Annotated in this window: 17 protein-coding genes and 1 other annotated feature (1 of these 18 only partly in view); of the genes, 7 read left to right on the forward strand and 10 right to left on the reverse strand. The window is 37.4% G+C overall.

What is annotated here, in order from left to right; genetic code table 11:
* Positions 1-11 precede the first annotated feature (11 nt).
* Positions 12-1,553 (reverse strand): carbon-nitrogen hydrolase family protein, encoded by a 1,542-nt coding sequence (locus NSQ95_RS14975; protein WP_169360642.1) that lies wholly within the window; start codon positions 1,551-1,553, stop codon positions 12-14.
* A gap of 130 nt (positions 1,554-1,683) precedes the next feature.
* Between NSQ95_RS14975 and NSQ95_RS14980 the strand changes: the two genes are divergently transcribed.
* Genes NSQ95_RS14980 through NSQ95_RS14995 form a run of 4 tightly spaced genes read left to right on the forward strand, consistent with a single transcriptional unit; the run spans position 1,684 to position 3,878 of the window.
* Entirely contained in the window at positions 1,684-2,109 is a 426-nt protein-coding gene (locus NSQ95_RS14980) for a disulfide oxidoreductase (protein WP_169360643.1), read from the forward strand.
* Position 2,110: 1 nt separating this feature from the next.
* On the forward strand, positions 2,111-2,581 hold the full coding sequence (locus NSQ95_RS14985; protein WP_251556696.1) for a thioredoxin family protein: 471 nt from the start codon (positions 2,111-2,113) through the stop codon (positions 2,579-2,581).
* Positions 2,582-2,631: 50 nt separating this feature from the next.
* Complete coding sequence (locus NSQ95_RS14990; RefSeq protein ID WP_340882391.1) at positions 2,632-3,480, forward strand: RluA family pseudouridine synthase; 849 nt, start codon at positions 2,632-2,634, stop codon at positions 3,478-3,480.
* On the forward strand, positions 3,477-3,878 hold the full coding sequence (locus tag NSQ95_RS14995) for an HIT family protein (protein ID WP_169360646.1): 402 nt from the start codon (positions 3,477-3,479) through the stop codon (positions 3,876-3,878). The genes NSQ95_RS14990 and NSQ95_RS14995 overlap by 4 nt, the downstream gene beginning before the upstream one ends.
* Positions 3,879-3,943: 65 nt before the next feature.
* Here the strand turns inward: NSQ95_RS14995 and NSQ95_RS15000 are convergent, their stop codons facing one another.
* Positions 3,944-4,363, reverse strand: coding sequence for a hypothetical protein (locus NSQ95_RS15000; RefSeq protein ID WP_169360647.1), 420 nt, complete (start codon positions 4,361-4,363; stop codon positions 3,944-3,946).
* A 31-nt stretch (positions 4,364-4,394) separates the two neighbouring features.
* Positions 4,395-5,093, reverse strand: coding sequence for a DUF2711 family protein (locus NSQ95_RS15005; RefSeq protein WP_340882386.1), 699 nt, complete (start codon positions 5,091-5,093; stop codon positions 4,395-4,397).
* Positions 5,094-5,269: 176 nt separating this feature from the next.
* On the opposite strand from NSQ95_RS15005, the gene NSQ95_RS15010 reads away from it, so the two are divergent.
* Positions 5,270-5,578, forward strand: a complete 309-nt coding sequence (locus tag NSQ95_RS15010) for a hypothetical protein (RefSeq protein ID WP_340882384.1) — start codon at positions 5,270-5,272, stop codon at positions 5,576-5,578.
* A gap of 283 nt (positions 5,579-5,861) precedes the next feature.
* Here NSQ95_RS15010 and NSQ95_RS15015 read toward each other — a convergent pair whose 3' ends face one another.
* The 4 genes from NSQ95_RS15015 to queG form a co-directional block, all read right to left on the reverse strand.
* Positions 5,862-6,692, reverse strand: coding sequence for an aldo/keto reductase (locus tag NSQ95_RS15015; protein WP_340882383.1), 831 nt, complete (start codon positions 6,690-6,692; stop codon positions 5,862-5,864).
* Between the two features lie 243 nt (positions 6,693-6,935).
* Positions 6,936-7,118: a hypothetical protein gene (locus NSQ95_RS15020; protein WP_144541921.1), complete on the reverse strand. Its 183-nt coding sequence runs from the start codon at positions 7,116-7,118 to the stop codon at positions 6,936-6,938.
* A gap of 308 nt (positions 7,119-7,426) precedes the next feature.
* Positions 7,427-7,900: a tRNA (uridine(34)/cytosine(34)/5-carboxymethylaminomethyluridine(34)-2'-O)-methyltransferase TrmL gene (gene trmL, locus NSQ95_RS15025; RefSeq protein WP_169360651.1), complete on the reverse strand. Its 474-nt coding sequence runs from the start codon at positions 7,898-7,900 to the stop codon at positions 7,427-7,429.
* Between the two features lie 12 nt (positions 7,901-7,912).
* Positions 7,913-9,052 (reverse strand): tRNA epoxyqueuosine(34) reductase QueG, encoded by a 1,140-nt coding sequence (gene queG, locus NSQ95_RS15030; protein ID WP_340882380.1) that lies wholly within the window; start codon positions 9,050-9,052, stop codon positions 7,913-7,915.
* A 57-nt stretch (positions 9,053-9,109) separates the two neighbouring features.
* Here queG and NSQ95_RS15035 point away from each other — a divergent pair, with 57 nt between their 5' ends.
* Both NSQ95_RS15035 and NSQ95_RS15040 read left to right on the forward strand, forming a co-directional pair.
* Positions 9,110-9,799: a phenylalanine--tRNA ligase beta subunit-related protein gene (locus NSQ95_RS15035; RefSeq protein ID WP_340882378.1), complete on the forward strand. Its 690-nt coding sequence runs from the start codon at positions 9,110-9,112 to the stop codon at positions 9,797-9,799.
* A gap of 3 nt (positions 9,800-9,802) precedes the next feature.
* Complete coding sequence (locus tag NSQ95_RS15040) at positions 9,803-10,321, forward strand: hypothetical protein (protein ID WP_340882377.1); 519 nt, start codon at positions 9,803-9,805, stop codon at positions 10,319-10,321.
* A 216-nt stretch (positions 10,322-10,537) separates the two neighbouring features.
* On the opposite strand, the gene NSQ95_RS15045 is transcribed toward NSQ95_RS15040, so the two are convergent.
* From NSQ95_RS15045 to proS, 3 genes are all read right to left on the reverse strand, one after another.
* Positions 10,538-11,860, reverse strand: a complete 1,323-nt coding sequence (locus NSQ95_RS15045; RefSeq protein WP_342559891.1) for a hypothetical protein — start codon at positions 11,858-11,860, stop codon at positions 10,538-10,540.
* Positions 11,841-12,356: an RNA polymerase sigma factor gene (locus NSQ95_RS15050; protein WP_342559892.1), complete on the reverse strand. Its 516-nt coding sequence runs from the start codon at positions 12,354-12,356 to the stop codon at positions 11,841-11,843. The genes NSQ95_RS15045 and NSQ95_RS15050 overlap by 20 nt, the downstream gene beginning before the upstream one ends.
* A gap of 125 nt (positions 12,357-12,481) precedes the next feature.
* A complete protein-coding gene (proS, locus tag NSQ95_RS15055) occupies positions 12,482-13,921 on the reverse strand; it encodes a proline--tRNA ligase (protein ID WP_342559893.1) in 1,440 nt (479 codons plus the stop codon).
* Positions 13,922-13,964: 43 nt separating this feature from the next.
* Positions 13,965-14,007, reverse strand: a binding site (T-box leader); it runs 175 nt beyond the window's last position.

Below are 14,007 nucleotides of genomic sequence, written 5' to 3' on the forward strand. Positions count from 1 at the left end.
TACTCCATCCATCATTTTTTATAATCTATACTGTATACATCATGTCGACGGTCTTTTAAATGCTTAACAGTACCATCTTGACGCTGTCTTCTTAAAATTTCTAAATCCACATCTCCGATTAATACCATTTCCACGTTAGGCTCTGTTTCTCCAACGATTCCGTCACGAGCAAATTCAAAATCAGAAGGGGCAAAGATTGCTGATTGAGCATACTGGATATCCATATTCTCAGTTTGAGGTAAATTCCCTACAGTCCCAGAGATTACCGTATAGATTTGATTTTCGACAGCGCGAGCCTGAGCACAATATCGAACTCTTAAATAGCCTTGGCGATCTTCGGTACAAAATGGAGTGAAAATAATATTTGCTCCCATATCTGTTGCAATTCTTGCAAGCTCTGGAAATTCGATGTCATAGCATATTTGGATGGCAATTTTCCCACAGTCTGTATCAAAAACTTTAACGGAATCTCCTGCACTGATCCCCCACCATTTTCTTTCATTAGGAGTTATATGAATTTTATATTGCTTATCAATAGATCCATCACGATGGAACAAGTAAGCAATATTATATATTTCCTCATTTTCTTCCTCTACGAAATGGGAACCCGCAATAATGTTAATATTATATCGAACGGCTAGATCAGAGAATAGCTCCATATATTGAGGAGTGTACTCTGTTAGCTTACGTACAGCCTGGCTTGGAGATTGTTCATCTAAAAATGACATAAGCTGTGTTGTAAAAATTTCTGGGAATACCACAAAGTCTGATTGAGCGTCTGAAGCAACGTCTACAAAGTACTCACATTGGTTAGCGAATTCCTCAAAAGAATTAATCTTTCGCATCATATATTGAACTGCACAAATTCGTACCGGGTAGCTTGTTTTAAAGTGTCGCTTGGATAATGGAATATAATCGACGTTATTCCATTCCATTAATGTTGCATATTTTGCAGAGGCAACGTCATCTGGTAAATAATTTGGATTAATACGCATTAGCGTAAAGCCATTCATAAGCTGGAATGTTAGAACTGGATCATATATTTTATGTCGAGATACTGCAGTTACGTATTCACGTGGTGACATTTCATCGGCATGCTTGTGATAATTTGGTACACGTCCACCAATAATGATTGATTTTAAATTGAATTGGCGTGCAATGTCCTTTCTACCTTCGTAAAGTCTTTGTCCAACTTTCATTCGGCGATATTTAGGATGTACCATCACTTCAATCCCATATAGATTATATCCATCAGGATTATGATTGGTGATATACCCTTTATCAGTTACGTCAGACCAAGAATGGCGATCATCGTACTCATCAAAGTTAATAATAAGACTTGAACAGGAGCCAATTACCTTGCCGTCTAATTCGGCAACCAATTGTCCCTCTGGAAATATGGTCAAGTGACTTTTTAATTGTTCAACCTTCCAAGGATCCATACCTGGGAAACATAAACGTGAAATTTCTAAAATCGAATCTATATCTGAGAAAGTCATTTCTCTAATAATCATACTTTTTTCAAACTGTGATAAATCAAATTCTTCCGACATTTTACCGCTCCTCTTTTTAGTACTAACTTTCATTATATAACTCTTTTGTTCACATATAAAATATTTTACATGCCCCCTTTTAACGCTTATAATTCTATTTGAGTTCAAAGCATTTTAAAGGAGCATAACTATGACTAAGAAAATCGAAAATATTATGTTATTCATGTGGTCCGTTGCATTTGCAGCGACTCTGGGTTCCTTGTATTTCTCTGAGATACGGCAATACGAGCCCTGCGAGTTATGCTGGTATCAGCGCATTCTCATGTATCCTCTTGTGATCATACTTGGGATAGCTATAGCACAAAAAAATGCAAAGATAGCTGTTACTACCCTCATATTTTCCACAATAGGACTATGCTTCTCTATTTATCATTATAGTCTACAAAAGCTGGCTTTTTTACAGGACGTAGCCCCTGCTTGCGGTAGAGTTCCTTGTACTGGTGAATATATAAATGTATTCGGATTTATCACTATCCCATTCTTAGCTTTAATAGCGTTTCTTTTAATCGCAATTAGTAGCTTAGTTATTTTGAAGAGTCTCAAGGAGGACAAGTAACATGAAGAAAGTTGCCATTATCGGCGGAGTAATAATATTAGTTTTTGTATTAATTTTTGTATTAAACAGTCAAAAAAATAAAAATGCTTTAGAGAATAATCCTTATGATACAGATAATCTAAAGCAATCCACTATTGACTTACTTGATGATCCAAATTACCAAAATATTATTTTACCAAAGGATCTAGATAATAAAATTAAAAAAGGGGAAACCTTTACAGTTTATTTCTTCAGTCCTGAATGCTCACATTGTAAGGAAATGACACCAAGATTGACGCCACTTGCCGAGGAAAACAATGTAGAGATTTTAAAATATAATGTTTTAGAGTATGAACAAGGATGGGATGATTTCCAAATCGAAGGTACACCTACCTTAATTCATTTTGAAAATGGTAAAGAAGTGGCTCGTATGCCTAATGCACAGCCAAATGAAAATATTCAAGCATTTTTTGATCAAGTTGTATTAAAATAAAGAAAAAGGTCATGTCTCATTGACATGACTTTTTTTAAAGGAGAGAGATTATGCAACATAAACTTACTTATACGGTTCAAGAGGATGATCTAACAATCGACCAGCTGCTCCAAACTAAATGGAAGCTCGGCAAGAAACTTATACATGAGCTCCGAATGCAAAAAGCTGTGACAGATCAAGATGGGGAACTATTACAATGGAAATTACCACAGCAGAAGGGCAACATTTTGACTTTCAAATGGGAAGGGGAATCCTCCAGCTATTTACCATCTGACCGAATTCCTTTATATATTGCCTATGAGGACGAGTATTTACTCATTGCCTCTAAGCCGCGAGGAGTAGCGACTCACCCTAACGAACAAGGTCAAAACCATACATTGATGAATACAGTTACCCATTACTTGCAGAGCAAGGGACATTCCTACGGCGAGCATATTCACCGCATAGACGAAGGCACAAAAGGGCTGGTAGTAGTAGCGAAGAATCCAATTGTTAAAGGTATGCTAGATCGAATGATCGAGCAAAAAGAAATTGTCCGTACGTATGAAGCGATTGTAGAAGGCCATATGAAGAGTAATCATGGTACGGTTCGTGCTGCTATTGGTAGCGACCGACACCATCCTACTAGAAGACGTGTATCACCATCTGGACAGTTGGCAATTACCCATTATGAGGTAGTCGGCCGACATGAACAATTTACAAAGGTTCATGCTATTTTAGAAACGGGTCGTACGCATCAAATTCGAGTACATTTAGCACATCTAGGTCACCCAATTGTTGGAGATGATTTATATGGAGCAAAAAGATCACCTACTAAAACATATGAATTACATGCGTTCAAGGTTCAATTCAAGCATCCAATTACTGGAGAAGTAATTATTGCTGAGGATAAGCGATGAACGATTGTCCTTTTTGTCACCTCGACTTAATTGATAATCAAAAGGTTGTTCTTGAAAATGAAAATTGTATGTTTATTCAAGTACCACAGGAAATCCTTATAGGCTCTGGACTTATAATTCCACGGGCACATCGGGAAACAGTTTTTGAATTAACCGAACAGGAATGGACTGCAACGAAATATCTACTTAAAGAAGCAAAAGACTATATAGACAAGCTATACAATCCTGATGGCTATAACATTGGTTGGAATTGCAACTCAATTGGTGGTCAACATATTATGCACGCTCATTTACATATCATCCCTCGTTATGTAGATGAGCCATATGCTGGAAAAGGTATCCGCCATTGGCTAAAGAGTCCTGAAAATAAAAGAGCTCAAACTAAAAACATCGATTAAATCGATGTTTTTTTTGTCATAGAAAAGTAAGATAAACTGTTGCCATATAAATCGGAGTAAAAACTTCATTTTAGTGCAGTAATTACTGGCTCATATTTTGAAACGATGTCTACTCTATGTTCGATACAAGATAACGAATAATGAGTAATTGTTCCATTTGGAAAATACGAACCTAAAGATGTGTCCTCTTGTAAGAAACGAAAGAAATTAGATTTTTTATAAATTCCAAAGGATTCCCCCTCGTACTCTTCTTCATCATTCCATTTAGTATAATCATCATAAATAACGTAATAGGATATATAGTTTTTAAAATCAATCTGTAACCTTGTAACATTACTATCTGGGTGGGGATAAATAAGTAAATCAGTTGGATTGGCACTTTTATTTACTATTATTCTAAGCTGAATTCCATCTATTCGAGGTTCTGAAATACTTTCAAATGAAATATGATATCCTTTTTCTTTTGTTAGCTCCTCAAACGACATAACACATCTCCCCTTTAAAAACATTATAAAATCAATTTATACTCCAATAGATTCTGGTACTTTCATCGCAATAAAAACCATCTAGATTACAGGATGTAACTATTTCATTTATTGTATTTTTATCTGAACATAGCATTGAAAAATGACTATCCCAATGGGTGGTTAACAATATACTATGATCATGAGTAAAGAGGTTTATAGGATGGATAGGAAAAGTGTCGCAATTGGTAACTAAATCGTCAACATACTCTAATTTTCGTTCTGTACCAAATTCATCTCCATACCAAATCCAATCATGTCCCTGTTTTTTTATACTCTCCAATACACCTGATATTAACGTTTCTGGGAAACATCCCTCTGCTGGAGCAATAATTTCTTCTTGCTCACATACATCTAGAATAGCCTTAGCTATTTTTTCATTTTTATAGGTTTGGTTTAGCCCTGAAATAGAAGTTCTTAATCCAATATCTAATTGTTGATAGTTATCAATACTAGAAAGCTTTAAAAACTGGCTCCATGTAAGGATCTCACAATGTTTCATAATGTCGGTTATACTTGGATATGTATCTGGCTCAAAGAGTTCATATTTAATTGTTTTTGGTTTAATAAAAGGATGAAAAAAGAGAAAAACTTCTTCAAATATTCCCTTATAAAATTCCTTAATAGGTATACCATCAGGGGAACAAACAGCATACCTATCTGGCTTCGGTAAAATTCTCTCTTTTGTCATAAAAAATCCCTCCTTCGGTCGCAGAATCATTTCCATTAAAAGCACCATACATACCTTCTATAAATAATTAAGATTCCCTTCAAAATTAAGATTAAAAGTTTTGGAAAATTAGTTATATTTAGTGTAATATTACACTAAATATATTATTCTCTAAATTAACTAAGGAGGCATGAGTTTTGAAAAAATGGTACTTTCTTTTGTGGGTATTAATAATAATTGCAACCCTGTTAGGCTTATTTGGACAAGCTTTAGCATATTATGTAGATGAAATTATGGCTAATAACGTCCCACCGGTATATTACTTGACCATCATAACGGTGATTAGTATCATCCTATACTTAGCTACACCTTTATTAGTATATTTGTTAGTTAAGGTTAAAAAAATAGATAAACAGTTTAATGATGTATACATTTTAGGTGTTGCCATGATTGGCCTCATCGTATCCTTGTGGTCAGTATTTGTTTGTTTAATGTGGTGGGGCTAAAGGAAGGCTGTTTGCTTCGAAGAAAGTAAATATATTCGTTATACCTTTTGAGTTATCCTATATGAAACTTTCCTTTAATTAATAAACTTTAACAAGCAGTTTCCATGAATTTTTTGAATAAAATAATGTCTAATGGGTAATATTAGAATAAACCCCCTTTATTGACGCTGTATCCCTTTTACTTCCTATTCTTTCACTGGGAAAAATTCATACATGTTATAACAGCGAATAAAAAATGGTCGTTACTGAAATCCCCTCAGTAACGACCATTTTTTTCTATTTATTAAAAGCTAAAATTATCTGGATCTGCTCCAGTTCGCTCATTTAAATTGAGTGCATCAATATTTTTCACATCTTCGAATGATAATTCAAAGTCAAACACATCGAAATTTCCATGGATTCTTTCCGGAGTAATAGACTTTGGAATAACAATTAAGTCATGCTGTAAATGCCAGCGGATAATCACCTGCGCGGTAGATTTCCCATACTTAGCACTGATGCGAGCCAACGTAGGCTCCTCTAATAATCTACCTCTAGCTAGCGGTGACCAAGACGTAACTGCAATGTCCTCGGAGGCACAGTACTCTCGAAGATCATACTGTGTCAGTCTAGGATGGCACTCTATCTGATTGACCATAGGCTTTATATTAGCTTTAGCAGCAATTGCCTCTAAATGGTGCTGATTATGATTAGATACGCCTGTTGCTCGAATAAGCTTCTCCTCGTAAAGACGTTCAATTGCACGATATGTATCTATATAACTCTCAGCAACTGGCCAATGAGTTAAGTATAGATCTACATAATCCATACCTAATAGCTCTAAAGACTTTTCAAAGGCTCTTAACGTCTGATCATAGCCTTGATCAGTATTCCAAACCTTAGTAGTTACAAAAATCTCTTTGCGTGAGATTCCAGAAGCACGAACAGCTTCCCCCACTTCTTTTTCATTTGCATATAAGGAAGCAGTATCAATATGACGATAACCTGATTCTAAAGCATGCGTAATTGCCTTACGAGCAACCTCCGGCTCTGTCATCTTATATACCCCTAATCCAATACGTGGCATCTCAACTCCATTAGCCAATCTCTTTGTTGAATTCTCAAGTAATTCCATTAAACTCATCCTTCCCTTTTATAGAAATGCGCAGGCGCCTATCACTGACCCGACAGGCAAATGGAAAAAAGCGAGGAGGCAGTTCTCCAGCCACCGCAAACGCTTTTGTTTGCGACGAGCTTGCGCAGGAGCAGTATTTTTCCATTTGACCCCGAGGGGCAAGGCGCAGGAGCTAGACATCAAGAAATGCGCAGGCGCCTATCACTGCCCAGACAGGCAAACTCAAAAAAAACGACTGAAGAATCAGTCGTCTTTCCGCTTCTTCATAATTGTAGCACTATCTGATTGAGCAGGGTCTGATACACGGTTATCTTCTTCTAGCTCTTGGTTATCTCTCATGCGTTCCATTTGCTTGCCTAATGTTTTTACCTCGTCCATATTTGTTGCCATTGAGCCGTTCTCTGGACCATTTTTCAAATTATCCATTTAAAAAATCACTCCTTTTTATCTATCCTAGTAGAATCACACGTTACATGCAACTTTGACACTTTCTATTTCAGACATAATTTCGTTTTATTGTATCGTTTCATTTTTTTACAAATTAGGTTATACTAAGATTTAGAATATATAGAGGAGGCGCTTAAGTATGAAACTAATCCTTATTCTTGGCGTTTGTGTTGCGTTTCTTACTGCAATTTTCACTGCAGGATACGACGACAAACCAGGTGCATCTGAGAAATAATAATTATTCAACATAAAAACGGACGAGTCTGAATAAGACTTCGTCCGTTTTTTTAATGTAAGTTTGGATAATCCTGTTGACGCAAAGCCTCATAAATAAGAATTGCTGCAGTGTTCGAGAGATTCAATGAACGAATATTGTCATTCATCGGTATTCTAAGCGCGCGGTCTGGATGTGCGTCGATAAATTCACGAGGAAGTCCCTTCGTCTCACGTCCAAATATAAAGAAATGATTCTTCTCTGAATCACTAAAATCAAATGTAGTATGTGGCTTCGCACCAAATTTAGTGATCAGGTAATATTCAGCTCCAGGGTGAGCTGCGAAAAATTCATCTAACCCATCATAATAGGTGATGTCCACATGCTCCCAATAATCTAATCCTGCACGCTTTAGCATTTTATCGTCTGTAGAAAAGCCTAATGGTCGGATAAGATGAAGCTTAGCGCCTGTACCTGCACACGTTCTAGCAATATTTCCTGTGTTTGCAGGAATTTCTGGTTGATATAACACGACATTAATACTCAATGATTCCACTTCCTAATTTTCAATTGTATAAAACGCAAGACCCTTGCGAATCTCTTCTAAAACCTGTTCTTCTTGCTCTGTTTTTTCTGCTTCCTTTAATGCAAGCAAGCCTTCCTCTGTATTAATTTTGCCTAATGCCCATGCTGCTGTTCCTCTTATTACAGGTCTTGCATCGTGTAGCATTAGTTCGATCAGCGTGGGAACTGCTGCCACTTCTTTAAAATGTGCCAATGCAATGATTGCATTCCGTTGAATTGGATTTTTTCCTCTCCATGAACCAGACATATGTCCATACGTTTCTTTAAAGGTCCGATTAGTCATTCCTAGTAACGGTAACAATAACGGCTTCACTAATTCGGGATCTGGCTTGAATGATTCCTGATGAAGATTAGCCTTGCCTTTATTTTTTGGACAGACGGTTTGGCATGTATCACAGCCATATATCCGATTCCCTATCTTCGCTCGGAACTCATCAGGCACCATCGTTTTAGTTTGGGTGATAAAGGCGATACATCGTTGTGCATTCAGCTGACCACCTTCTATTAAAGCACCAGTAGGGCAGACGTCTAAGCAAAGCCTACAATTCCCACACTGATCCTCCATTTGTTCACTTGGGGCAAAAGGAATAGAGGTAATCATTTCTCCCAAGTAAACATAAGATCCAAATTCCGGGGTGATGATTGAACAATTTTTTGCACTCCAGCCAATCCCAGAACGTTCGGCAACTGCACGGTCTGAAAGCTCACCAGTATCGACCATTGAACGCAGCCTAGCGTCTGGTATGTGCGTTAAAATATATAATTCTAGCTGAGCGAGCTTTTCTCTTAAAACTGTATGGTAATCCATTCCCCAGGATGCTCTAGCAAATATTCCTCGTCTAGCTCCCTTTACACTTTGGGGTGCATCCTTCATCTTAGAGGGATAAGCAATAGCTATCGAGATAATGCTCTGTGCCTCCTCCAGTAAAAGCTGAGGATTTGTTCTTTTATCAAGATCCGGCTCTTCAAATCCGGAAGCATACCCTAACTCCTGCTGACGAATTAATCGATTCTTCAATTCATGAAATGGAGAAACAGTGGTAAAACCAATTTTATCAATTCCAATGGATGCAGCGTATTCTATGAGGTTCTGTTGATGCTGGTTTATATTCACTAGAGTTCTCCTTTCTGTATGGTACAATGAAGAAAATATATACAAGGATGGTTTAAAATGTTTGTAAAATTAGATACTTCTCTATTACAAATAGAGCCTACTTTTAAAATTGGCCTTATTTATTATAACAAAATTATTGTATCATCTTCCCCTCAAATGCTTAAGGGACGCCTCCAATTATTTCAAGAACAGCTTTTTTTCGAATTAGAGGAAAAAGCAGTTAATGATTTTGATGGGATAAAGGAATGGCGAGGTCTTTGGAAAAAGCTTGGAGCAGAACCTAACCGTTATCGCCCTTCTATGGAAGCAATGTACAGAAGGATTGCAAAACAAAATTATATCACACCTATGCATTCTGCTGTAGATTTAAATAACTTCTTCTCTATGCGCTATGAGATTCCTATTGGAATATATAATTTGGATGAGATTAAAGAGGATATCTTTATCACCGTAGGCAATGCAGAAACAAATTATCTTGGATTGAATGGTAGAGAAAATAATTTACACGGGATTTTAACACTTCAAGATGAAGTAGGTGCATTCGGAAGTCCATTCGTCGATTCTAAACGGACGGCAGTTACTGAAAGTACAACGAGTGCTATACAAGTAGTATATCTACGACCTTCTATGAGTCAGGAAGAAGCGGTAAAATTATTAGAATCCATGGGACAAATGTTCACGCAAGTACACGGCGGAGACGCCGCAAGTGTTGTATTAGACAGTAACCAAATAGAATGGAGGATATAAATTATGGCACCAATACTTCTTGCAGAGGCAGTAAAGCTTAAGAGTATTTTATTGAAGAGAGTTCAAGAGTTGGAGATAGAAATGATGCGTGTCGGTTTCACTGTTATCGAGAAAGGGACTACTCCTGCTCCCCCTATACGAACTGTGAGCGCAATCGATTTAGAAATGAATGATATTCGCTCGGATATTAGAAAACTTGATCGACTTATATACGAGGCTAACTTAAACAATACAGTTACATATAAAGAAGCTGACCTCACCATTGTGGAAGCAATTGAACTAGCTACTCAGCTACGTGCCCAGGCAAGAGTATATAAACAGTTAGGAAGCCATGAAAAGCAAAGAATCCAGTTTAGCGGATACGGCGAAGTAACAACTTATGTAGAGGTTGCCTTATATGAGCCAGAGGAGTATCGAAAAAAAGCATTAGACTTTGAAAAGGATGCCAATAAATTATCTGGGCTGATTAACGCGAAAAACTACGTCGTTACTATTGCCTTTGATGATGAAAAATATGCTTAACATTATCCTTGGTAAGGTGAGACTCCTTGCCAAGGCATAGTAGGAGGTCATTACAATTTAACTGGTGGCAAACCAATGACCATTGACCATTTACTTTGTGACTAATAACTAATGACTAACCATTGCAACTGCAATCGACCTACAATTAGTGTACGACCGGACTTCCTACTATGAAAAACGCTCCTCTCCATTTTTGGAGGGAGCGTTTTTGCTTAGTTAATTTTCAAAGACCTGTGTTTGTTCTCCGTCTATTTCAAGGTACCAGGAACCTTCTTTAGGAAATTTGATTTCTCCCTCGTAATGGAATAATCTTTGTCCGTTAGCTGCGTCAATCACAGGGTTTTGGTCATTTTGAAAGCTACTCTTCTGTACAATTTCATCTCCATTTGAATTTACTAAAAGAACCTCTATACTTTCCTTTTCCCCAATAGAGCTTTCTATAATTACATTAGTAGTTTCGCCAATTTGAATCTCCTTAGGTGAATCTAGCAGCACGTAATGTTCGGACTTTGGAAAAGGTGGAAGAACCTCTATCCTAAATTCCTCAAACAATTCTTCCTCCACGTAAAAGGAAACTTGCCACTCTCCCTCTGTAGTAAAGGCTGGGAAGCTTGTTAAAATATGAGCATCCTCACTATATAAACCGGCGGCTAATACCCCCTCTGACAATAAAAGCTTCTCTCCATAACTGTTTATCGCCTCTACCTTATATTCCTTCCCAACTAAAGATTCAGGATCACTCCAATAGTAGAGCATAAGTTTTGCTCCTCGACGAGTATCCTCTGCAACGAAATTGTCAGGCCCTAGTATTCCAATTTTCCCTTCTATCCCTATTACATTTTGTGGCGAATCTTGTAAAGGAAATGAAGTAGCGAAAGGTGCGTCTAATGTAACGGATTTTGGTGACTCATTATTTAAATCATATGTTTTTCCCTTATAAGCCACCGAAAAATTGATATCTTTGCTTGCCTCTAATAATTTTTGTAGTTCCGCTTCGGAATAATTTGCATATAAAGATTCAAATGTAATTGTGTAATCATATCTATCCTTATTCGGATTTGAATTATAGCTTGCCCTATTTCCAATACCGTAACTATCCTTTAAGAAAAGATATTTATTTTCCGCTCGAAACTCCATAGAATGCCAAACATCTATTGGTATAAGCTCTTTAGACGTTAAAGATAACTCCGTCCTAACTGCATGGAGCTTCTCCCCTGATGCATTCATTGAAATCTCCGTGCTTTTAATATCAGCTATTTGAAGATCGAGGCTTTTTATAAATTCCTGCTCCGTCAACGAGCCCATGCCTACTTCTGTTTCTTTCGTTAAATCTGGGTTGTACATGGGGCTTGCTAAATAAGCAACCATTAAAAGGCAGGCCGCTGCTATAACTACAGATAGAGGTTTTAGAAACCTTAATCGGTTTGATTTTGAAGCATTTCGAATGCTGTAAATCACTTTTCTCTTTTCTTCTTTAGCAAGAGAATGCTTCGGAAGATTTCGCAACTGTTCCTCCAGATCATCGTGTTCTCGCTTCATACTCAAATCCCTCCTTTTCCAAAATGCTCTTCAGTTTCTTTAGCGAACGGTGATAAAGAACATTCACATGGTTTTCATTGGATTCTAGGATTTCTGCTACTTGTTTAGAGGTCAATTCAAGTATCGACTTTAAAATAATTACCTCTTTGTTTTTAGCTGGCAATTTATTTATAGCTAGATATAATTCTTGATTCATCTCACCAAGTAAAACAGTATGATCTAATCCCTCTATCTGTTTTTCATCTCGCAAAACGTATTTTATTCGATTCCAAATATTATTCTTTCTAGCGCGATCAACCACTATATTCTTTGCGATGGTTATTAACCATGTTTTTGGATGTGCCCCTTCCTTAAAGTAGGCAATCTTCTTCAATCCACGAAGAAAAGTTTCCTGCACCAGGTCCTGAACATCCATAGAGCCCGTATAGTAAATGAGGAAGCTGGTCACATCCCGCTCATATAACTCAAACCACTCCTCCATTAAATCCCTTTCCAAGTGATCCCCCCTATCTCCCTACTACTTCATTAGACGTTTTACTTTCCTTAATCTTACAAGACTTTTGAAAATAAAAAAATCAGCCATTGTAGAAACAATGACTGATTTATGTGTTCCATATTTAATTAGTATGATCTTGCAAACCATACCGTGTGTTTCGATTCTTTTCCACAATTAATACAAGTTGATTTTTCAGCTGGTGGATTGAATGGAATATTACGTGTTGTGAATTTTGTTTCTTCTTTAACATGCTCCTCACAAGCATCGTCTCCACACCATCCAGCAAGGATCCATCCAGGGATTTCTCCTTTTTCCGAAGAGTCCTCTAAATGCTGTTTCAGCTGATCCATGGAATCGACATGGGTATGAGAGTTTGCATCACGGAATGCACGCGCTTTTTCTAATAGACGAGTTTGCATTGTGTTTAGCTCTTCTTCCACACGCTCCACAATAACATTTATATCAACTGATTCTTTCTCATCTAAATCGCGAGCCTTCATAAGCACTTGATTGTTTTCTAAATCACGTGGTCCTAGCTCTACACGAACTGGTACACCTTTTAGCTCCCACTCGTTAAATTTATAACCAGGTGATTGATCAGAATCATCTAAACGTACACGGAAACCTTTTGCTTTTAATGCAGCAAATATTTCATCTAGCTTTTCAATAATTACTGGGTTCTTTTTCCATGGTCCAACTGGTATTAATACTACTTGTGTTGGTGCAATACGTGGTGGCAGCACAAGACCTTGCTCATCACCATGAACCATGATCACAGAGCCGATTAATCGAGTAGAAGTTCCCCAAGAAGTCGTATGCACATGCTGGTGCTTGTTTTCTTTATTCAAATATTTAATATCGAATGCTTCAGCGAATTTAGTTCCAAGGTAATGAGAAGTTCCAGCTTGAACCGCTTTTCCATCCTTCATCATAGCTTCGATAGAATACGTATCTACTGCCCCTGCAAAGCGTTCAGATGGAGTTTTTTGACCATCATATACAGGAATAGCTAAAAGTCCCTCTACTACCTCTTTATAAATATTTAGCATTTGCATTGTTTCTTGACGTGCTTCCTCTTCATCCACATGAGCTGTATGTCCCTCTTGCCATAAAAATTCAGAGGTACGAATGAAAGGAAGTGTCTTCTTTTCCCAACGGAATACGTTAGCCCATTGGTTGATCAGTACAGGTAGGTCACGATAGCTTTTGATCCAATCTGAATACAGATGGCCAATCATTGTTTCAGAGGTTGGACGAAGTGCTAAACGCTCCTCTAGTTTTTCACCTGCAGCCTCTGTAACCCATGGAAGCTCTGGAGAGAAACCTTCAATATGATCCTTTTCCTTTTGGAAAAATGATTCTGGAATTAACATTGGAAAATAAGCGTTACGGTGTCCTGTCTCTTTAAAGCGTTGGTTCATCTCTGCTTGGATATGCTCCCAGATTTCGTAGCCGTCCGGTTTAAATGCGATACATCCACGTACTGGTGTATAATCCATTAAATCTGCTTTTTGAATCGTGTCGATATACCATTTAGTAAAATCGTTTTGCTGTTGATTAGTCATTACTTTTCCTCCTTAAAATATAAAAAGCACAAGTCTGTCCTTGTAAAAGGACGTCCTTGTGCTTGAATAGACGTGGTACCACCTTA

This window comes from Psychrobacillus sp. FSL W7-1457 (assembly GCF_038593405.1).
Classification (GTDB): Bacteria; Bacillota; Bacilli; order Bacillales_A; family Planococcaceae; genus Psychrobacillus.